This window comes from Lacrimispora sp. 38-1, from assembly GCF_049890855.1.
Lineage (GTDB): Bacteria > Bacillota > Clostridia > Lachnospirales > Lachnospiraceae > Lacrimispora.
This window is the reverse complement of the sequence record NZ_JBANEW010000043.1, coordinates 333,625-354,393: the sequence shown is the minus strand read 5'-3', so window position 1 is coordinate 354,393 and position 20,769 is coordinate 333,625. Positions and strand designations below refer to the sequence as shown.

Annotated in this window: 20 protein-coding genes; 4 read left to right on the top strand and 16 right to left on the bottom strand. The window is 43.1% G+C overall.

Going from position 1 to position 20,769, the window contains the following annotated elements:
- Nucleotides 1-89: 89 nt before the first annotated feature.
- From V7D18_RS09970 to V7D18_RS09950, 5 genes are all read right to left on the bottom strand, one after another.
- On the bottom strand, nt 90-1,301 hold the full coding sequence (locus V7D18_RS09970) for a DUF438 domain-containing protein (protein ID WP_426153910.1): 1,212 nt from the start codon (nt 1,299-1,301) through the stop codon (nt 90-92).
- Between the two features lie 91 nt (nt 1,302-1,392).
- The gene (locus V7D18_RS09965) at nt 1,393-1,581 is read right to left on the bottom strand and encodes a ferredoxin (protein ID WP_426153908.1); all 189 of its coding nucleotides are present in this window, start codon (nt 1,579-1,581) and stop codon (nt 1,393-1,395) included.
- A 185-nt stretch (nt 1,582-1,766) separates the two neighbouring features.
- Nucleotides 1,767-2,864 carry a glycerol dehydrogenase gene (locus V7D18_RS09960; protein ID WP_426153906.1) on the bottom strand — a complete coding sequence of 366 codons (1,098 nt, stop codon included), beginning with the start codon at nt 2,862-2,864 and terminating at the stop codon, nt 1,767-1,769.
- Between the two features lie 136 nt (nt 2,865-3,000).
- Nucleotides 3,001-3,342 carry a hydrogenase maturation nickel metallochaperone HypA gene (locus tag V7D18_RS09955; protein WP_426153904.1) on the bottom strand — a complete coding sequence of 114 codons (342 nt, stop codon included), beginning with the start codon at nt 3,340-3,342 and terminating at the stop codon, nt 3,001-3,003.
- Between the two features lie 23 nt (nt 3,343-3,365).
- Entirely contained in the window at nt 3,366-4,364 is a 999-nt protein-coding gene (locus V7D18_RS09950; protein ID WP_426153902.1) for a DUF5692 family protein, read from the bottom strand.
- Nucleotides 4,365-4,570: 206 nt separating this feature from the next.
- Here V7D18_RS09950 and V7D18_RS09945 point away from each other — a divergent pair, with 206 nt between their 5' ends.
- Nucleotides 4,571-5,275 carry a FadR/GntR family transcriptional regulator gene (locus V7D18_RS09945; RefSeq protein ID WP_426153900.1) on the top strand — a complete coding sequence of 235 codons (705 nt, stop codon included), beginning with the start codon at nt 4,571-4,573 and terminating at the stop codon, nt 5,273-5,275.
- 72 nt (nt 5,276-5,347) lie between these two features.
- On the opposite strand, the gene V7D18_RS09940 is transcribed toward V7D18_RS09945, so the two are convergent.
- Both V7D18_RS09940 and V7D18_RS09935 read right to left on the bottom strand, forming a co-directional pair.
- Nucleotides 5,348-5,569, bottom strand: a complete 222-nt coding sequence (locus tag V7D18_RS09940) for a permease of phosphate ABC transporter (protein ID WP_426153898.1) — start codon at nt 5,567-5,569, stop codon at nt 5,348-5,350.
- Nucleotides 5,570-5,626: 57 nt separating this feature from the next.
- Complete coding sequence (locus V7D18_RS09935; RefSeq protein WP_426153896.1) at nt 5,627-6,586, bottom strand: pyridoxamine 5'-phosphate oxidase family protein; 960 nt, start codon at nt 6,584-6,586, stop codon at nt 5,627-5,629.
- Between the two features lie 143 nt (nt 6,587-6,729).
- Here V7D18_RS09935 and V7D18_RS09930 point away from each other — a divergent pair, with 143 nt between their 5' ends.
- Nucleotides 6,730-8,640: a diguanylate cyclase gene (locus tag V7D18_RS09930; RefSeq protein WP_426153894.1), complete on the top strand. Its 1,911-nt coding sequence runs from the start codon at nt 6,730-6,732 to the stop codon at nt 8,638-8,640.
- A gap of 46 nt (nt 8,641-8,686) precedes the next feature.
- On the opposite strand, the gene V7D18_RS09925 is transcribed toward V7D18_RS09930, so the two are convergent.
- The 6 genes from V7D18_RS09925 to V7D18_RS09900 form a co-directional block, all read right to left on the bottom strand.
- Nucleotides 8,687-10,111: a 6-phospho-beta-glucosidase gene (locus V7D18_RS09925; RefSeq protein WP_426153892.1), complete on the bottom strand. Its 1,425-nt coding sequence runs from the start codon at nt 10,109-10,111 to the stop codon at nt 8,687-8,689.
- 81 nt (nt 10,112-10,192) lie between these two features.
- A complete protein-coding gene (locus tag V7D18_RS09920; protein WP_426153890.1) occupies nt 10,193-11,623 on the bottom strand; it encodes a PTS transporter subunit EIIC in 1,431 nt (476 codons plus the stop codon).
- 42 nt (nt 11,624-11,665) lie between these two features.
- Nucleotides 11,666-12,937 carry a prolyl oligopeptidase family serine peptidase gene (locus V7D18_RS09915; RefSeq protein WP_426153888.1) on the bottom strand — a complete coding sequence of 424 codons (1,272 nt, stop codon included), beginning with the start codon at nt 12,935-12,937 and terminating at the stop codon, nt 11,666-11,668.
- A gap of 272 nt (nt 12,938-13,209) precedes the next feature.
- On the bottom strand, nt 13,210-14,079 hold the full coding sequence (aroE, locus tag V7D18_RS09910; RefSeq protein ID WP_426153886.1) for a shikimate dehydrogenase: 870 nt from the start codon (nt 14,077-14,079) through the stop codon (nt 13,210-13,212).
- 134 nt (nt 14,080-14,213) lie between these two features.
- Nucleotides 14,214-16,355, bottom strand: a complete 2,142-nt coding sequence (locus V7D18_RS09905) for a glycoside hydrolase family 95 protein (RefSeq protein ID WP_426153884.1) — start codon at nt 16,353-16,355, stop codon at nt 14,214-14,216.
- Between the two features lie 21 nt (nt 16,356-16,376).
- Nucleotides 16,377-16,514 carry a hypothetical protein gene (locus V7D18_RS09900; protein ID WP_426153882.1) on the bottom strand — a complete coding sequence of 46 codons (138 nt, stop codon included), beginning with the start codon at nt 16,512-16,514 and terminating at the stop codon, nt 16,377-16,379.
- A 79-nt stretch (nt 16,515-16,593) separates the two neighbouring features.
- Here V7D18_RS09900 and V7D18_RS09895 point away from each other — a divergent pair, with 79 nt between their 5' ends.
- Together V7D18_RS09895 and V7D18_RS09890 are read left to right on the top strand one after the other, a co-directional pair.
- Nucleotides 16,594-17,985, top strand: a complete 1,392-nt coding sequence (locus V7D18_RS09895) for an esterase/lipase family protein (RefSeq protein WP_426153880.1) — start codon at nt 16,594-16,596, stop codon at nt 17,983-17,985.
- Between the two features lie 25 nt (nt 17,986-18,010).
- Nucleotides 18,011-18,973: an aromatic acid exporter family protein gene (locus V7D18_RS09890; protein WP_426153878.1), complete on the top strand. Its 963-nt coding sequence runs from the start codon at nt 18,011-18,013 to the stop codon at nt 18,971-18,973.
- Nucleotides 18,974-18,975: 2 nt separating this feature from the next.
- On the opposite strand, the gene queF is transcribed toward V7D18_RS09890, so the two are convergent.
- The 3 genes from queF to folE are packed head-to-tail and all read right to left on the bottom strand — an operon-like array spanning nt 18,976 to nt 20,764.
- On the bottom strand, nt 18,976-19,473 hold the full coding sequence (queF, locus tag V7D18_RS09885; RefSeq protein ID WP_426153876.1) for a preQ(1) synthase: 498 nt from the start codon (nt 19,471-19,473) through the stop codon (nt 18,976-18,978).
- A gap of 2 nt (nt 19,474-19,475) precedes the next feature.
- Nucleotides 19,476-20,165: a 7-cyano-7-deazaguanine synthase QueC gene (gene queC, locus V7D18_RS09880; protein WP_426153874.1), complete on the bottom strand. Its 690-nt coding sequence runs from the start codon at nt 20,163-20,165 to the stop codon at nt 19,476-19,478.
- Between the two features lie 32 nt (nt 20,166-20,197).
- Complete coding sequence (gene folE / locus V7D18_RS09875) at nt 20,198-20,764, bottom strand: GTP cyclohydrolase I (RefSeq protein ID WP_426153872.1); 567 nt, start codon at nt 20,762-20,764, stop codon at nt 20,198-20,200.
- Between the last annotated feature and the right edge of the window lie 5 nt (nt 20,765-20,769).

Below are 20,769 nucleotides of genomic sequence, written 5' to 3'. Positions count from 1 at the left end.
TGAAAATCATACCATTTAACTAACAAAAGAGCGCAGGCACCCCCTCGTTTTCTAACGAATCAGCACCTGTACTCTTTATTTTTCTATTATTATTCAGACATTAACCGTTTCTCCCCTGTAATATTTTGAATTTCATCAATATCCTGGGTAACTTCTAAAACACCCAGATATTCTCCCGCTTCGCTGCGCACGGCATAATAACGGATCAGGATATACTTTTTACCCATTCTGATCCAGAAATCTTCCTCATCTTTTACGCCATTTTTAAAATCCTCCACAATTTTTTCAACGATGTGGACGCTTGCAGGCGGATGACAGTTGGAAACATTTCTGCCAAGTATTGTTCTGGTTCTTGGAAAGGCTCTGTTCTTTCCCTCGGAGAAATATTTTACTTTATCATCCTTGTCCACAAACGTGATATCAAAAGGCAGAGTGTTTAGTAAGGCAGTCAGTTCTTCTGTTTTCATCTCCCCTGACGGAAGCTTCACAATTCCGGCTTTCGGCTCAATTGGTGCTCTTTCTTCTTTGTCAGCTTCTTTCGGCTCCCACTGCGGCACATGCTCAATCATATAACCGATTTCACCGCTTCCATCTGCAATTGTTTTCCATTCCTCCTGGGTGAGATTCTCCTGAAGCATGGGGACCATGATATTTTCTTCCTTAAATATCATTTCCTCGATCTTATCAGCCATATCCAGAGCTTTCCTGATAATAGCTTCTTTTTGATCGGAATGGACATCTATCAGGGCTGCCACCTCTTTTACCTGGGCTCTGATTTCGTCGTCTACTCCCCACATAACCTTGGGCGGAGCAGTGATACCATATTTCTCCATATACGGAAAATATAAATTTTCCTTCTTCTTATAGTGAATGCCTAAATCCTTTAACTGATCCACTCCCGCTTTCAGCTCCTTTACTGCACCAGGGCTCTCCAGCGCCTTCAGAGATAGAAAAGGGCGGATTTCCTTTTCCAGTATGTGAGAGATCTTTTTATTCTCCCTGACCAGTACCTGAATTGGATGTCCGGGGATGAGCGCCAGCTCCTCCGGCTGATGAATCTCTTCTATGGATCCCTTAAATACAGCTGCATGGACATCACAGAGTTTCTGCACCTCCTCAACCGGAAGTCCCTCCGCAATCAAAGCTCCTTCTGCTTCTGAGATCTCTGTAGCCGACACCCCGTGAAATACTTCTTCAAACCGGGATTTTACTTCATCCACTGTCTTTCCCTCATGAAGCTGACGGATAATATCTTTTATTGTCTTTTGTCTCATCTGACGATTATTGATATATTCGCTCATAACAGTTCTCCTTCTCTCACTTTATAATGAAGTAACAAAAACACCTCTGTCTGATTCTATAATTCTTTTCAGAAAGAGGTGCCTTCAGTGACTATTCTACTTTAATTACAGAGACCGGACAGCCTTCCTGGGCTTCCACTGCAGATGATTCTGATGACTCGGGGACGGTGTCAACGTATACTTCTGCAGGACCATCATCACCCATTCTGAATACTTCCGGACAAACGGAAGCGCAGAGCCCGCATTCGATGCAGCCCTCTCTATCTACTTCTGCTATCATTTTCTAACTCCTTTCTGTTCTGTCCCGGGGACAGCTTTCATTCTTTGACCCTGAATGCACTTTTATTGTTGGTAATTTATATTAAAAATATCCATTTTTTTAATAATAAAGTAAAAAGAAGATCTGAATCCAGCTGTTTCCTTTTAGCTGTGCTTTTCAGATCTTCCATTTATTTTTAAAATTTCTTACTTTCTTTTATCCAGATATTCCTGACCGAGAACATCCGCAGCTATGAGGGCATCATAAAGCTGTTCGGGGGTTACATCTCCGATCATGTTATGGATGCTTTCCCCTTCTGCGCATGCATTCTTAGCTGCAATGCGGACTCTCTCTTTATCTGTTACACCGATTTCTTTTAAAGTTACCGGCAGACCAACGCTTACACAGAATTCAAGCACCTGATTAAACTCAGCTGCCGGTGCATCCTCCAAAACCAGCTGTGCCAGTGTACCGAAGGCAACCACACTGCCATGCATTGTGGCTTCACATTCTTCCAGCGCCGTAAATCCATTGTATACGGAATGCGATACTGCCAGACCGCCGTTATCAGCGCCTACGCCGCTTAAGTAAGTATTAGCTTCGATAATTGCCTCCAGTGCCGGTGTAACAATTTGATTCTCACAAGCCTTCAGAGCCTTGTAGCCGTCTTCTAAAAGAGTTTCATAGCAAAGTCTGCAAAGAGCCATGGCTGATTTTGTGATTCCTCCATTTTCCAGGCTGGGAGCTTTTGCCTTTTCACAGGCTCTCGCTTCAAAATAAGTACCCAGCGCATCGCCCATTCCGGCAACCAGGAACTTAACCGGTGCGTGAGCGATAATATCAGAATCAACAATTACTGCATCCGGATTTTTGGGATAGAATATGTAATGGGAAAAGCTTCCGTCATTGTTGTATATAACGGACAAACCGGTACAGGGAGCATCCGTTGCTACTACAGTAGGAATGATAACAACCGGCAGCTTCTCGTAATGAGCCGTTGCTTTTGCCGTATCAATGGCAGATCCGCCACCAACTGCAGCCACACAGTCAATCTGATTCTCTCTGACAATCGTTTGCATCCGTTCTATTTCTCCGATGGAACTGATTCCGCCGAAGATCTCGAATTTCACTTTCGAACCTTTTCCTTCAAAGCTTTTCTCAATTTTTTCATGGCAGTTTTTATATCCGCTGTTGCTGCAGATAAAAAGAAATGACGTTCCAAGATCTTTTGTTTCTTCATAGACCTCTGATAAAGCGCCCTGACCCTGTACGTATTTTAAAGGTGATCTCATTAGTTTCAGCATAATAGTCTCCTCTCATCAATCAGTAAAAAAATATCGTTTTATGCTACGTCAAATATACGCCTGTCATGGAGAAATGTCAATATTTTAACGAGATATAAAATCAGATATACTTCAACTGATCTGATGGATACAGAGTTTAACATGCCACAATTTGCTTAATCATGAATTCCCTTCCCCCCGTCAGTTCCCAGGAAAAGCTTTGACAGAAGGGACATTTCATATATCCTTCTGTTACATGAAACACTTTATTGCACTGCCTGCAGCGGCCATTGGCAGGAATCACTTCGATATCCAGACGGGCATTTTGAAGAATTGTCCCCTGGACTGCGGCGGGATAGCATTGCTCCACATAATAAGGAACCACATAAGCTATCTCACCGATCTGCAGAACCAGGCTTTCTACCTGTGATAAGTTCTGCTCCCTGACCGCATTTTCCACAATCCGGACCACTTCTGACATGACCCCCAGTTCATGCATTCCATTCCTCCTGATATCTTCTTTTATACAACCGCGTCTGTTTCCGCCAGGGCCTTCACGTTGCGATATGACTTTAAATCTGTATAAAGCTCCGGTCCGTATGGGCTGCGATGCTTTTTCCAGATATGGATCCCCATATACACAGCTACTGCCGCATTGGATAACAGTGCGATCAGGCTGACTGCAAAATAAATTCCGGGCTTATAGGAAGAATCCACACGGAATTGTCCCACATCCTGAAATCCGGGGAAGGTCTGGGCAAACATGCACCAGAGAGCAAGTGTCTGAGCCCGGTGCTGCAGCCATGCACCCTTTCCGATGGTAAATGCGCACAGGGTAGGTGCAAGCAAAAGTGCAAGCCCGCAGTACCATGCATGATGAGGCAGACAGTTATAGGTATAGGCAAAATTCCATATATCATAGGCGGCAATCCAGAACCAAAGCATGTCAGGCCAAAGCATATCCCTGCTCTTGTCTTTTTCCGTTACCTTCCTAAGGCAGATGCCAAACCAGCCCGTTATGGTAATTATATTCAGAATTCCTGCTGCCGCATTCATAAAATTCCACGGACCTCCCATCAGAAGTACGGAAACATCCGCGGTCGCATCCTGAGCCATGGTATGGTACGTCATTCCGACTTCCAGATCTCTCGTCACCGCTTCCATGATATTGACAGCCAGAATTAACGGCGGAAAGCAAAGAGCAAGACGGCTTTCGCAAAGCCGGAAAACCGTTTTGTCCTTTCTTGTTCTTTGATAATGCCTGATCAGCCAGAAACCGATGCAGCCTGCAGTGGATGAATAGACCTTCGCAAGATGAAACCAGTCTGTATATGTACTCTTTTTCATTACTGTAAACCAGAGAACTGATAATGCGGCTGGCATCACGAAGAAAAAAAGAAAACCAATTAACTTATAACGCCGTGACACCTCATTTAACAGAAATAACGAGGCAAATACCAGAAGCCACACCAGCAGATAAGTGCCGGGAAATGCTCCTTTTGCTGATTGAAATACAAACATGTTACTACCTCCATTCAAAATTTATGTTCTTTGTTTATATTTTAACACTCTATTTTTGCATTTGTCAAAATTTTTCTTGTATTTGACTGATTATTAGAGGTTTTTACCGTATTTTTTATTGATTTTTATATAAAATTACCATATAATTAGAATCGTGGTTACTGGCTCAGCCAGAAGCAATCACATAAGAACAGGGGGAATGCGTTATGGAGTTTAAAAAGCTGTGTGCGCCTACATTAAAAGAATTGTTTATAAAGGAACTGGAATCCCAGATACTGTCCGGCCGGCTTCCAATCGGGACCAGGCTGCCGCCTGAACGGGAGCTGGCGGCCTCCATGCAGATCAGCAGATCCGTTGTCAATGAGGGCGTTATGGCTCTGGCGGAAAAAGGATTTCTTGACATTCGCCAGAGACAGGGGATTTTTATCGCAGACTATAGAAAAGATGGCACACTGGATACCTTTCTGTCTATTGTCAATTACAATGGAGGTGTCCTTCGAAAAGATGAAGTACGGTCTATTCTGGAGCTTAGAATTGCACTTGATACTCTGGCGGTTGATCTTGGATCCAAAGAGATCACAGATTCAGAACTTTCACAGCTGAGGGGATTTACGGAAGCCATCGGCCGGGCTTCCTGCGCTCATGATGCAGCAGAATCTGCCTTTGCTTTCCATCATCATCTGGCACTGTTTTCCGGAAATACACTTCTTCCTTTGATTTTCCGCTCATTCAAAGTTCTGACTTATTCTCTTTGGATTCGTTTCTGTGATTTATATGGTATACCGGCTCTGTATGAAAACACAAATGAGCTGTGCACCATGATTGAAGAACGGGATTTTAAAGGAGCTGAGGGTTATCTGAAACGGTCTCTGTCAGAAAGCATTGACGGTCACCGGGAAATATATTATTAAACAAAGTCAGAAAAAGCCGGTTATATCAGCTTAAGCAAACACTAATATAACCGGCTTCTCATGAAAATCCTTTCACCTTTCATCCATATAGATCTTTAAAAATTCTGCCATGAGCAGGACATAACTGAACATGAATACAAAACCCGCTGCTGCAAGAGGCCATTTCCTCTTTTTCTCCGGGATGGAAAGCCCGATTATCATGCCCACTGCACAAAGACAAATCTTTAATAATGCAAAATCCCTGATCCTGCACTGCCTGATATACTGGTCTGCACAGTCAATTAACTGTCTCATCTGTATGCCTCCTTCTTTCTTAATCTTTCGTGCTTAGTATATACCTATTGATTTTTTTTATTTAGGCGGATTACAAAAGGTTAAAATCTGCTTTACATCAACACCCATGTCCCGGAAACCGGACCACAAAAATTCAATCCTGCATATCCTGATTCTGATCAAATGAAGTTCTGACGGAAGTTTCATCACATTCTCATATTTTAAATTTCTCATATCCAGAAATTCACGGTATTCCTGGCTCCCCGTTTCTATGATTTCAGCCGTACCTTTGATCTGCATTCCCCTTAACCGGTTCATTCCCTGGAAATCATTAAAAACAGCCAGGGAGACATTGGGATTGAGCAGAATATTTGCAAACTTCTCGCCCCCCTCGCTTAAAAGATATAAAAATCCATTCTTATACCGATATTCGATAGGGGTAGCGCGGATTCGGTTCCCATACCCGGTTGATAACGAACAGGTGTCGTGGTTTAACAGAAATTCTTCACAGATGTCAAGAATTTTTTTTTCATCCATTGCTGTAACGGGTGTATCCTTCCACTCCTTAATTCCAAGCAGCGTCTCAATATACCATTCCTGATCAAAACAAAGGTAATCCTGATCCTTTAAGCCTGCCGATTGAAAAAATGCCGCTGTCTGCTTTCTGTCTTCCTTATTCAGCCGGCTTAAAACCAGATTTCCTGCGACTGCGTCCTGAAATACCACGCAGCTTCCAAGAAGTTCACTCACCGGCTGCAGATACCTCTTTGCGTTTTCTTTGGCCAGACAGGTACAAAAGAGTACTATTTTTTTTGTTTTCAGCCAGTCCAGATTATTTTTAATGCTTAAAACGGCCTCCTGTTCCAGCTGTTCACAATAAACAGGCACCAGCAAAACGACAAGATCCCATTGCTGTCCGTTATCCTGAAACTCTGATAAACGCATGCACTTTCCGGGTCCCAATACAAGTGCCGCCTGCATAGCAGCCATTTTTGTAAACCCATACCTGCTTTCATATAAAACCAGAGTATTCTTCACACTTCCACCTCCCCTGTTTCATTCATATGCCCATACTTAAAATTTTAGAATTTCAGAACGTTTTAATAAGTATACATCCTGTTGCTTTTTATAATAAAACATATTAGAATTGGTTTAATTAAATTCGATTGGAGGCAGCAGCTATGGTTCTGGATATTCCCACTATTTCTATAATATATTTTTATATCAGTTTCATACACGTTCTTATTATGCTGTTTGTTTTCCGTATTATTAAAAACTATCCAGGTATGAATTACATACTTTTCAGCTGTGTTTCTTCCTCTTTAAGTGGATTTCTTTATGCACTCAAGTATGCTTCTGATTATGGAAACGTATTGATATTCGTTTCCAATGTTTTCTTTTATTTTTCTATATTGGGCTTAAACATCGGCTTTTCCAAATTTCTTGACCTGCCTGTGGCTAAAAAGAAACTGCTGGCATTGACGATTCTTTTTTTTGCTGGTAATTTCTGGTTTTCTTTTGTATATGAAAACAAAAGTTACCGAATCATTGTATTTTGCCTGATTTTCGGCATTGTTTCATTTCTCAATGCGGAAAATTTAAACAATCATACCATTGATTCTATACGACCGGCTACCCGGCTCATCGCCGCCGCCTGTATTCCTTACGGAACCTTTTACATCATTCAGGCTTTGTTCACTTTCTATAAAGAGACGCAAAACTATAACATCAGTACCTTATTTTATCTTATGAGCTATTTTCTCTCCATTGCCAGCATCCTTTTATGGACCTATTGTTTCATTATCATGACTGTCCAGCGGGAGCATGCGGATAAAACGCTTGCAGAAGAACGGTTTCGTCTCATATTTGAAACAATTCCCGATACCGTATTTATTTCTGAGTTTCCTACAGGAAAAATAATAGATGTAAATGAGACCTATACAATAATAACCGGCTATACAAAAGAGGAATCTCTGGGTAAAACTACTCTTGATTTAAAGTTCTGGAAAAACACCGGTGACAGAGACCGCTTTTTTAAGATCATTGAGAAGGAGGGGGTCTGCAAAAACCTGGAAATTACCATTCTGACCAAAGAAAGAAAGGAATTAAATGCCCTGATATCAGCACAGACCACTCAGGTTGAGAACAGTACATACATCATCAGTGTAATCCGGGATATTACAACAAATAAGGCGTTGACGCTGAAGCTGAAAAAAAGCGAGGATACCTTTCAGGCAATTATGGAACAAAGTCCTATGTCTTTTATTCTTACCAATACCTCAGGAGAGATTGAATATGCAAATCCAACCTTTTTAAAGCTTATGGGATATGAATTGCAGGAAGTATTGGGGAAGAATCCAAGAATCTTAAAATCCGGCTATCACAACAGGGAATTTTATTATAATTTATGGAGTACAATTCTTTCAGGAAAACAATGGAGCAGTGAAATTGTAAATAAGAAAAAGAACGGCGATTTAATCTGGGAAAATATAATTCTTACTCCGATTCTGAACGAAGAAGGCAGAATCATTCAGTTTCTATCCACTCTGGAAGATATTTCAGATCGGAAAAAGACGGAGCAGGAGCTTAAAATCCAGGCAAGAACCGATATGCTTACCGGCATCATGAACAGAAGAAGCTTTATGGAAACAGCACAAAAAAGACTGTTGGATATAAAAGAGCACAGTCAGACAATCGCGTTTTTTATGATTGATATCGACCGGTTTAAAACCATCAACGATACTTACGGTCATAACATGGGAGACCGGGCGATCTGCCTGGTGACAGAAGAATGCCAGAAACTCATCAAAGGGCAGGATTTACTGGGACGAATCGGCGGGGAGGAATTTGCAGCACTGGTTCTGGATTTTGATGAATCGCGAATTGTACGGAAAGCTGAAATCTTATGCAGAAGAGTTGAGGAGTTAGAATTTTATACGGAAAATCAGGAAAGAATTCCCCTTCATATCAGCATTGGCGTCACCTTTTTTCACCTTGAGTCAGATACGCTGGAGAGTTTAATGGAACGTTCCGACATCGCTCTTTATCAGGCGAAGAATGCAGGACGAAACAGAATATCCGTGATTTACTGAATAAAAAATCATGCCTGGGTTAAATTACTGCCCAGGCACAGTTTTTTTATTCCAGAGAAGCTCCGTTCGTCTCAATCACCTTCTGATACCAGTAAAATGATTTCTTTCTGCTTCGTTTTAAGGTTCCATTTCCCTCATTATCCTTATCCACATAGATAAAACCATATCGCTTTTTCATCTCTCCCGTAGAAGCACTTACCAGATCGATGCAGCCCCATGGAGTATATCCAAGTAAATCCACACCATCAATATCCACCGCATCAATCATGGCTTTTATATGTTCTCTTAAATAATCAATGCGGTAATCATCGGATACAGTCCCGTTCTCCTCCATCACATCAGCGGCTCCCAGCCCGTTCTCCACAATGAAAAGCGGCTTCTGGTAACGGTCGTACAGCGTATTAAGCGTAATGCGGAGTCCCAGAGGATCAATCTGCCATCCCCAGTCAGAAGACTTCAGATATGGATTTTTAATGCTCTTCATCACATTTCCTGCTGTAGACTTCTTTAAGACATCCGGATCTGCGGATGCGCAGCGGGAGGAATAGTAGCTGAATGAGATATAATCAACGGTATTCTCTCTTAATATGCGGTAATCTTCCTCTTCTGCATTCAGGGTAATTCCTTCCCTTTCAAAGAATTTCTTTGCATAGGCAGGATACTGGCCTCTGGCCTGAACGTCGATAAAGAAATAGTTATCCCGGTCCTTCTCCATCGCCTTCCACACATCATCAGGGTTGCAGCTGTAGGGATAAAAATTCCCGGCTGCAAGCATACAGCCAACTCTGTATTCCGGATCAGTCTCATGGGCAAGTCTGGTTGCCATGGCTGATGCCACCAGTTCGTTATGTGCGGCCTGATATTTTACCTGGACTGGGTTCTCCCCTTCCTCAAAGAGTATTCCAGCTCCCATAAATGGCAGATGCAAAAGCATATTGATCTCATTGAAGGTAATCCAGTACCTGACTTTTCCTTTAAATCTGCGGAAAATGGCATCGCAGTAACGGACAAAACAGTCAATCAGCTTACGGTTCTTCCAGGAACCATACTTTTCTGCCAGAGCTAACGGCACATCAAAATGGCAGATGGTGATGACCGGTTCGATGTTATATTTTAAAAGCTCATCAATGACTTCTTCATAAAATCTTAGACCTTCCTCATTGGGTACTTCCTCTTCCCCTGTGGGAAAAATCCTGGACCAGGAAAGGGAAAAACGATAACATTTAAAGCCCATCTCTGCAAAAAGGGCAATGTCCTCCTTATAGTGATGATACATGTCAATGGCTTCTCTTGATGGGTAATAGGAGTCATCAGGCAGATTTTTATAATCCATCTCTCCAAGCATAACAGGGAAACGGTTTTCACCCCATGGCACTACATCCACAGTTCCCATGCCTTTGCCGCCTTCTAAATAGCCTCCCTCACACTGGTTGGCTGCTGTTGCGCCCCCCCATAAAAAATCTTTTCTCATCGTTTTTACCATTCCTTTCTTATTATCAAATGACTGTAATCAATGTTTCTCCAGGATTTACATGAACTGCATCAGCGGGGATTACATCTTCTTTGTTTCCTCATCCCGGTAAATGATAAAGCAGGCTGCAAAAGCAATCAGGGAGGCAACGACCACACCTGCTGTCACCCAGGGAATGCTGGAGGCATCGTTGTTTGCAGGGTTAATAAAGGTAGGGAACCCAAAAATTCCCAGTGCGCCTGACATATACTTCTTAACATTACCTGCTCCAATGATAGCACCGCCAATGGAGGCAGCCACACAGGAAATAATAAAAGGCTTTTTCTTTGGCAGTGATATACCATAAATGGCCGGCTCCGTCACACCAAAGAGACCAGAGATCGTTGCCGGAATACAAAGACTCCTTAAGTTCTTATCCTTTGTTTTAAGCATAACCGCCGCAACGACTGCAGTCTGTGCAAAGGAAGCTGCAAAATAGGGCTGCATGAAGCTGTCGTATCCCTGCATATTAAGGTTCATGATATAGACCGGAACCAATCCCCAATGGAGACCGAAAATTACAAGAACCTGCCAGAACGCACCAACAATTGCACCTTCTAATACAGGGCTTGCATTATAGGCAGCCTGGGTAAGGTAGCCAATGACTGCAGCAATGGAATTTGCAAGCGGACCAACCACAACAAAAGTTAAAGGCGCGGCAATCATCAGGGTCAGAGTTGGAACCAGGAAGTTCTTTATTACATCCGGTATCACCCGTTTCCAGAACTTCTCGATCTTGGATGCCACATATACGGCAAGAATGATCGGTACTACGGAAGACGGATAGCCGCTTTTTGGCATAATAACAGGAATCTTCATGAATGTAGCATAAATATTGGATTCAAACATGGTTCCTGCAAATAATACTTCCATAACATCCTTAGAAGTAAGGGCCACTACTTTAGGATAAACCAGAGCGCAGCCAAGTGCAATACCTGTAAATGGATTTAGACCAAACTTTTTTGAAGCGGTATATCCCAGAATTACCGGAAGGTAGTAAAAGAAGCCGTCCGCCACCGCATACAGAAGCTGATACGTTCCGCTTTCCGCAGTAAGAACTCCGGTAAACGTAAGAATCGCCAGTATACCTTTAATAAGTCCGGTTGCACAAAATACACCTAATATGGGCTGGAATACCCCGGATATGGTATCAATCAGGGCTGAGAAGAGTTTCTGGTGCTTTTCCGGCTTTTCTCCATCTGTTTCATGGCGTTCTTCCCCAAATCCACCAATTTTACAGACCACCTCATAAACATCCGGTACATGGTTGCCGATGACTACCTGATACTGCCCCCCGCTTTTCATGACTGTCACAATCCCATCGGTATTTTTTAAGATCTCAGTATTTGCCTTTGACTCATCCCTTAATTTGAAACGCAGTCTGGTAATGCAATGGGTCAGACTGATAACATTAGATTTTCCTCCAACGTTCTGAATAATGATTCTTGCTAATCCATCGTACTTGCTTGCCATATGTTTTCTTCTCCTTTTTTATATTTCAGCAAGGTTTCATCCTTACTGTTTTTTCTGACTGTAAACCCAGTCCATGATTTCTCTGCTTTGGAATGCAGGAACCCAGGAACTATGGTATATCATCTGCCCCGCCTGTTTCATTTCTTCATCGCTATACATTGTGATTTTATTATTTTTTGCCCCCTGATCCTTTAAAACCTGATATAAAATCCTGGAAGTATAGCTGGTACATACCGGGTCATTCTCCGCCTGGACAAACCACATGGGTACACCGGTTATATTATAATGTTTCATTAAATCAGAGATGTCCTGGTAACATTTCTGATAATCCTGATCGTTCAGTGCCAGACTGCCGTTAAATTTATAGGCGAGTCCATAGGGCTGGGAAATGGGAATTAATGTGTCCTTCGCGCAGATGGGAAGGGCGGCTGCGAAGAAATCAGGATACTGCATGACAAATCGCAGCACTGCTCCACCTCCAGACGATGCTCCGCTGATATAAACCCTCTTTGAGTCGATCTTTCCTTTATTAATCAGATCCTGAATAAATTCATGAATTACCTCATTATACTCCTGCATCTTCTTGAGCTGGTCCGGCTTTTCTGATATTCCAAAGCTGTAGTTTTCCGGGAACTGAAAAGAAAGAACTGCGGTCTGATATCCGTCTTCTATCCATGAAACTGCTCCCCTGTTATTTAAAATATTGGCTCCTTCAAAGGATGTTGCAAGAACTTCTCCGCCCCCGTGCTCCCACAGCATAAGAGGTACTTTTGATGAACCGGACGGCAGATAAAGCCAATACGGTAATTCAATACCGTTGCTTCCTGTAAATGTACCTCTTACAAAATCGCCAGCAGTTCTTGTCATTACCCGGCAGGAATCCCCTTTTTTTAAATCCAGTGCATCTACCGTGCAGTCAACTGCAAAGTCATAATGTGTGGACTGCATTTTTTCATTGTAAACCGTTTTTCCAAGATATCGAAAAGCATCTACATACAGCTTTACATTGTTCCCCATGATTTTTATGTCATTTACTTTATAGCTGTCATTTCCGATTGTTATTTTGAAATCCTCTGGTGTGATGGTTCCAAGTTCTTTTATATCCTTCAGCAGATAGGTAATGGACTCTGCCTCCTGACCATCATCTCCTACGTATGTATGAAGAGTGACGTTCTCTACAGTAACCCCCTGACCGCGGCCTGTACTGGCTTCTGTCACAGTTTCTGCCTTTGCCTGAGCGGTGAATGCTGTATTGCCAAGCAGCAGCGCCATAGACAGAAGCAGACATCTTTTGGTACATTTAACCTTTTTCATCTTTTTCCTCCTTAAGTATAAAAGCATATATATTCATTACAGGATTGGCCTTCTCCTGAATGGTTCGCCTTTTAACCCCATAAAAACAAAAAGACTGATCATACCTACACGTTGCTTAAGCAAACATGCAAATATCACCAGTCATGCCTGTATCTGCTGATACAGTAACACCCAGTTATTCATTTTTTATCTAATAAAACAATCACCCTTTAAACATTAAGTAAATATTACCATATTTATCCAAACGTGTAAAGACTTTTTGTATATTTTTATTAATTAAATAGTAAGTTCTTTACTCCTTCCACAGGCATCTCCTGTCCTGTATAGAGCTTAAAGGCTGCAGCTCCCTGCCAGACAAGCATGCCCTGCCCGTTAATACAGATACATCCCGCATCTTTGGCTTCTCTCAGCATCTTTGTCTCCTTGGGATTATAAACCGCATCTGTCACAACCAGACCTGGGCGGAACATGGTTACATCTTTTACCACACTCTCGTTATCCATTGGTTTCATGCCTACGATGGTTGCATTGGCGAAAATGTCACTGGTTTTCATTTCTTCTCTCATCGTTTCCATATCTGTAATATCAAATACATTCACGATACACCTCGGTTTTTCCTGTCTGATCTTCTCAGCCGTCTCCAGTGTTCTCTCAAAAAATGCATCCTTGATATTGAAAATGGAAATTTCTCCTGCTCCTTCCAACGCGCACTGAACCTGTATTGCTGTCGCTGCGCCGCCTCCCCCGCATATGGTGATCTTTTTATCCTTAATTTCAACGCCATGATCCCTTAAGTTATCCACGAATCCCTGCCCATCCGTCATATGTCCGATGAGCTTTCCGTTTTCATTAACAATGGTGTTGACCGCACCTGTAATGCGCGCCGCATCTGACAGTTCATCCATGTATTTGAGCGCCTCTGTCTTGCAGGGCATGGTCACGTTGCATCCTCTCATACGCAGGGTTTTTACTGCTTCAATTGCCTTTCCCACCTCATCTACAGTGACATCAAAAGCGAGATATGCATAATCCAGTCCCAGCTTTTCAAAGCTGTAATTATACATGGCGGGGGAACCGGAATGTCCTACCGGTGATCCAATCAGTGCCATTAAACCTGTTCTTCCAGAAATCCTCTTTTCCATATTTGTTCTCCTCATTATCAGATCGTTTAAGCTTCTTTAACCGATAACATAACATTTCTTTTACCAGATTGTCAACATAAAAAACGCAGTCTCCCCCGGAATTTCCCGACAGTGACTGCGTTAAATTTATAACCTTAATATATTTTATAATCTTCTAACTTCCCGCTGCTCCATTTGATATCTACAGTTTTTCCATTCTTGATTCTTAAGCCTCTTACATAACCATTTTCAAACTCGGACGGAAGCGCAGGCAATATTTTCACCTTGCCGTTTCGCTCCTGTACCAGCATGTTGGCAATTCCGGCAGTTCCTCCAAAATTGCCGTCAATCTGGAATGGCGGATGGGCACACCAGAGATTATCATAGGTAGATCTGGTCAGCAGAGTTTTTAAATATTCGTAGGCATGATCAGAATCTTCCAGTGCAGCAAAGAGATTGATGATCCATGCACAGCTCCATCCTGTATATCCGCCTCCATTTGCCAGACGTAAAAGCAGAGAAGTCCTGCATGCCTCCGTCAAATCTTCGTCCCCTTCAAACAGCTCTGATGGGAATAATCCATATAAGTGGGAAACATGGCGGTGACCGGGCTCAACCTCATCAAATTCCTTATGCCATTCCAAAAGCTGACCCTTAGTTCCGATTTTGAAAGGAGTGAGTTTACTCAGTCTTTCTGATATTTCCTGTAAAACCTCATCATCTATCTCTAAGATTTCACATGTTTTCTGAAAGTTTCCAAATACTTCGCGGATAATTGCCAGATCCATTGCCGTTGACATTGCAACTGCAGCTGCGCTGTCTTTGCTGCCCGGAATTTTATACTTATTCTCCGGAGATGTGGAAGGACAGGTCACATACCGGTCCTTATACAGATAAAGCCAGTCAACAAGGAACAGAGCTGCTTCTTTCAGGATTGGATACACGGTTTCCTCAAGGAATTTCCGGTCCGGATTATACTCATAATGCCTAAACAGTTCGCTGGTCATCCATGCACCGCCCATGGGCCACATAGACCAGGTAACGCTTTCCGGTTCCCCTTTTTCTTCCCCGTAGATCATTCCAACCGGATTGGTGTTGCACCAGTAATCCGCATTATGGTGGTGGACAAAGCCTCTGCACTGATAATGAACCTCTGCAGTTTTCTTACCTTCCTCACAAATCCGCTTTACAAATTCGAAGTAAGGCTGCAGACACTCTTTTAAATTGCAGCTTTGAGCAAGCCAGTAATTCATCTGTGCATTGATATTGGTGGTCCAGTTACAGCTCCACGGTGCTCTCAGCTGCCAGCTCCATATTCCCTGTAAGTTAGCAGGAAGACTGCCCTCTCTGGAAGAACTGATGAGTAAATATCTTCCGTATTGAAAATAAAGTGCATAAAGTGCGTTGTCCTTTTCGCCATCCCGGAGCTTTTGAAGTCTGACATTGGTAGGAGTATCCGGCTGCTCACCGAGATACAGTTCCGCCTTATCATAGATGGATTTATAATCACTGATGTGCTGCTCCCTGATCTTTTCATACGCCTGAGAATGATCAAAAACCGGTTCCCTCACTGCATGAAATGCCATGATCACATTGGACGCACCCGTAATGCGAAGCCCGTCTTTCTCAGCGGATACTTCTCCATCGCAGGAAAGAATCTGCAAGCCGGCTTGGAACTCCATTCCTTTCTCTCCCTGGATGATGGGATTTACTCTGCCATCCACATAGGAAGGATCCACATGTTCCGGGCATTTTCCGCTTATCTTAATTCCATCTTTTTCATACTCCGCTTTGTATGGTACCTGGGATTCAAAGGAAATCACGGCATTGATCGCATTTTTATCACAATCCAGCTTTATAAATACGGCTCTGGCCGGATAGCTTGCAAAATATTCCCTGCTGTAATTAACACCGTTTACCCGGTAGCTCACATTGCTGACTGACTGATCTAAATACAGAGCACGGTTGTAATCCGTAATGTCCTCAGCATGATCAAAGTCTATGTATAGATTTCCCAGGGGGAGATAGGACTCATTATATTCTCCCAGCATATGATTCCGGATTAATTCCTCCGCCTGCTCGTACTTCTCCTGTTCCACAAGCCTGCGGCACTGTTCCAGGTAAGGAAATGCTTCATGGTTGTTTTTGTCATGGCGGAAGCCTGACCACAGACTTTCCTCATTGAGACCCAGACACTCTCTTTTCCCATTTCCCCATATCATGGCACCCAGACTTCCATTGCCGATTGGGAGGGTTTCTTCCCATTTACACGCCGATTCGGTGTAGAATAGCTTCATATTAAATTCCCCCTTTTCAGTTTATCCCTGCTGCTTCACCGTCAATGCCGGAATATAGACAGAATTTTCACTCTTATTATCGGCAAGTCTGATATCTGCCATAAGTCCGATGGCGCTGTTTGTACAATCTTCCCCCAAAGATACGGTTACATCAAACATCCCTGTGCTGGAATCACTTGATCAATATCCAACGTAAAAAGATCAAGGTGCAGGCTTAACTTGTCAGGAAAAATATGGTATGATCGAAACGAAACAGAAGATATGCAATTTACTGATGAAAAAAGGAGGTCGTGTTTTGACCCTGATGAAGCGAATGATCCGTTATTTTTTTCTCATGCTTTTATTTAATTTTACTCTGATTTCTCCCATGATGTCAAACACACAGGTCCGTGTTTTATCCTGTACCGGCCTGATGCTTTTTTATCTCTGCTATCATTTTGTGCCCGTAAAAGTCAATTGCAAAGGGCGAAGGCTTAAAATTCTGCAGGGGGGCTGTGAACTGATGAATGCTGCCATCGTCTGCTTCTTTCTTGAACTGGCAGTTTACGGATACCTCTTAATCTTTTACAAAATGGTGCCGCCCCTGCTCCTTGTTATTAATGGCATTGCCTGCGCCATATTCCTTTATTTTCTCCTTATAAACGGTATTATCCGGATCTTCACCTGTTCGGGTCAGCTCGGGCTGTTTAACCGAATGGCCCTTTTGCTTTTCTGGTGGGTTCCGGGAGTTAATCTCGTACTGCTTCACAGGTTTATTGAAGTATCACATAAAGAGTATAACTTCACTATGGAGAAACAGCAGTACTATGAGAAACGAAAAGAGGAAGAATTATGCAAAACCAGGTATCCCATATTGATGGTGCACGGGATATTTTTCCGGGACTGGAAAAGCTTTAACTACTGGGGGCGGATTCCAGATGAACTCATCCGGCACGGAGCCGCCATCTTTTACAGCAACCACCAGTCCTCTGCTTCTGTGGAACAATGCGGGGAAGAGATCAAAGCGTGTATTCTTGACATCGTTAATAAGACCGGCTGTGAGAAAGTTAACATCATTGCTCATTCCAAAGGCGGCCTTGACAGCCGTTACGCAGTCAGCTGCCTTGGCATGGACCAGTATGTGGCCTCCATTACCACCATTAATACTCCTCATGCAGGCTGCCATTATGTATGCCGTATTTTAGACCGCATTTCTCCGGGATTTGCCGGTTTTATCGGTAAAAAATATGAATCCCTGTTTACTCTTCTTGGAGATGACAATCCTGACTTTTTAAGCGGATTAAAGGATTTAACAGACAGGGAATGTGCCCGGCTTAATAAACTCATGAAGGATGCTCCCGGTGTTCTCTGCCAAAGTGCGGGATCACAAATGAAATCTCCGGGAAGTGCCATATTCCCTTTAAATCTTGGTTACATTATAATCAGGATTCTTGGAGAAGGAAGTAACGATGGTCTGGTATCCACAGACTCCATGGTCTGGGGAAATGATCTTGGCATCTTAAAGCCAAAAGGAAAGCAGGGAATCTCTCATGGAGATGTGATTGATCTGACCCGGAAAAATATAGAAGGCTTTGATGTCATGGGTTTTTATACAGATCTTGTACATAAACTGAAAGAACAGGGATATTAACGGGAATAACCGGAAAGGAGAAACCATGAATAAGGATACAGTTATAAAAAGTTTAAAAATTGCTGTCGCCGCCGTGCTCTCCATCGCAATTGCCGGAGAACTGGGACTTCGCTATTCCGCTACTGCCGGAATCATTACAGTACTCAGCATTCAGAATACGAAAAAAGAAACCATAAAAAGCGCACGGAACCGGACGCTGGCTTTTGTTTGTGCGCTCTTAATCGCAAGACTGTTTTTTGGAATCCTTGGCTTCACCCTTCCGGCATTTGCGGGATATTTATTTCTCTTTGCACTCCTGTGCTTCTATGCTGACTGGGGAGAAGCCATTGCCATGGATTCTGTTCTCATCACCCATTTTCTCACCGAACATTCCATGGAGGCAGCTCTGATTATCAATGAGGCAGCTCTCTTTTTCATCGGCACAACAGTTGGAATTTTAGTAAATCTGCATTTGCGTCGAAGGAAAAATGAATTTAAAAGACTTTCTGATGAAGTGGATACACGGATAAAAGATACCATAAGCCAAATGTCCTGTTTCCTTCATTCTGAAGACAAAAGCAGCTGCAGACCGGCGGATCTTCTGTCCTTACAAAAGGCGCTCAGGGCCGCCAAAGCCTGTGCTTTAACTAATTACAACAATGCACTGTTTCAAAAAGACACCTACGAAGTTGACTACATTGAAATGCGCAGGCAGCAAAGCCTCCTGCTTTTTGAGATTTATGAAAATATAAAATCCATTTCCTGTCTGCCTAAAGAGGCTATGGAGGTTTCTGCGCTGTTAATGAGAATTGAGCAGGGTTATCACAGAAACAACACGGTAGAGGAGCTGTTAGTGGATTTAAATCTCCTGTTGCTGGAGTTAAAGGACCATGAGCTTCCATTAAGCAGAGAAGAATTTGAAGCAAGAGCCATACTTTTTTATATTTTAAAACAGCTGTACAGACTCCTTTTAATCAAGCGGGAATTTATTTTAAATCACAGCAGCTGATGCTACCGGTTATCCACACGTTCCGGATAAAGATCGTGGGCCGAAAGCCGCTCCCATGCCACATGCTCCCATCTGGTTTCCGGCTTCCCATAGTTGCAGTAGGGATCGATGGAGATGCCGCCTCTTGGAGTGAATTTCCCCCAGACTTCAATATATTTGGGGTCCATGAGGGCAATTAAATCTTTCATGATCACATTCATGCAGTCCTCATGGAAATCACCGTGATTTCTGAAGCTGTATAAATAAAGCTTTAATGACTTGCTTTCTACCATACGTTCACCTGGAACGTAGGAAATCGTAATAAACGCAAAATCCGGCTGCCCGGTAATCGGACAAAGACTGGTAAATTCCGGGCAGTTGAATTTTACAAAATAATCATGATCCGGATGCTTGTTTAAAAAAGTCTCCAGTACTCCCGGGTTATAGTCTGTTTCATAAACGGTGCCCTGGCTTCCCAGATGAGTCAGCCCCTCTGTTTCTTTCAACGTTCTTCCTGCCATGTCTATTCCCCTTTCTTTAGTGCCGGATCTGTAACCCCGTTTTTAGCGAAGGCATCTGCGCGGTCAATACAGGTGCCGCATTTGCCGCAGGGTTCCTTCCCGCCCTCATAGCAGCTCCAGGTCAGTTCATAAGGTACATGAAGCATCAGCCCGCGTTCCACAACCTCTGCTTTGGTCCATAACACAAAGGGAGCCTTTATGGTAAGCTGATTGCCGCTTCCGATATAAACAGCCCGGCTCATTGCTTCCTGAAAAGAATTACTGCAGTCCGGGTAGGCATTTCCCGCCGCATCATCGCTGTGAGCACCGTAATAGATCACACTGCAGCCTTTTGACAGCGCAATACTGGCTGCGGAAGAGAGGAACAGTCCGTTACGGAACGGAACATAGGTGGATACGGGTTTTCCTTCGCTGCTCTCAAGCTGCTTCGCATAGCTTTCCCTGGGAATCTCCTGATTGGACTGGGTTAATAAGGAACAGTCACTGTAAGCAAATATTCTGCTTAAATCAAGGCTCATAAATTCAACCTCATAGTAATCTGCGATTTTTTTTGCAGCCTCCAGCTCCTTCTCATGCTTTTGTCCATAGGAAATGGACAGTGCACAGACATTCCTGTATCCATATTCTTCTATCGCCATTCCAAGGCATGTGGCGCTGTCTACGCCTCCGCTTAATAATACCAGTGCTCTCATTTTTCTCTCCGTTTCTTTTTCTTATATAAAGTTTAAATACGCAATTCCGGCTCCGACCGGAAACGGCCCCTTAAGGTTACCGTCTTGGTCCTGGCCGAAGAACTTTTGATTCCTCTGGCCGTCATGCAGCTGTGGCTGCCCTCAATAATCACTTCTATGTCCTCTGAACCGGTAACTTCTGCCATAATTTCTGCAATATCAGAACCAATTTTCTCCTGAAGCGTTAGCCGTCTGGCTGCCATATCCGCAATCCTGGCTATTTTGCTCAGCCCGATCACTTTCCCGTTTGGAATATAAGCGACTGCGACTTTCATATCGTACATCAGTGCCATATGATGTTCGCAGTAACTGAACACTTCCATATCCCTTACTACCACCATGTCCTCTCCCATGCCGGTTGTATCCATATCCTCTTCAAATGTTTTTCCGAACATCAGCGCGATCTCATGATTGGTATATTGAATCCCTTCAAAAACTTCCCCGAACATTTTAGCAACCCGCGCCGGCGTATCCTTTAAACCTTCCCTGTGCGGATCTTCTCCCAGCGCCTTTAATATGCCCCTCACATGTGTCTTTATTGCATCTGTATCAATTGCCATAACAC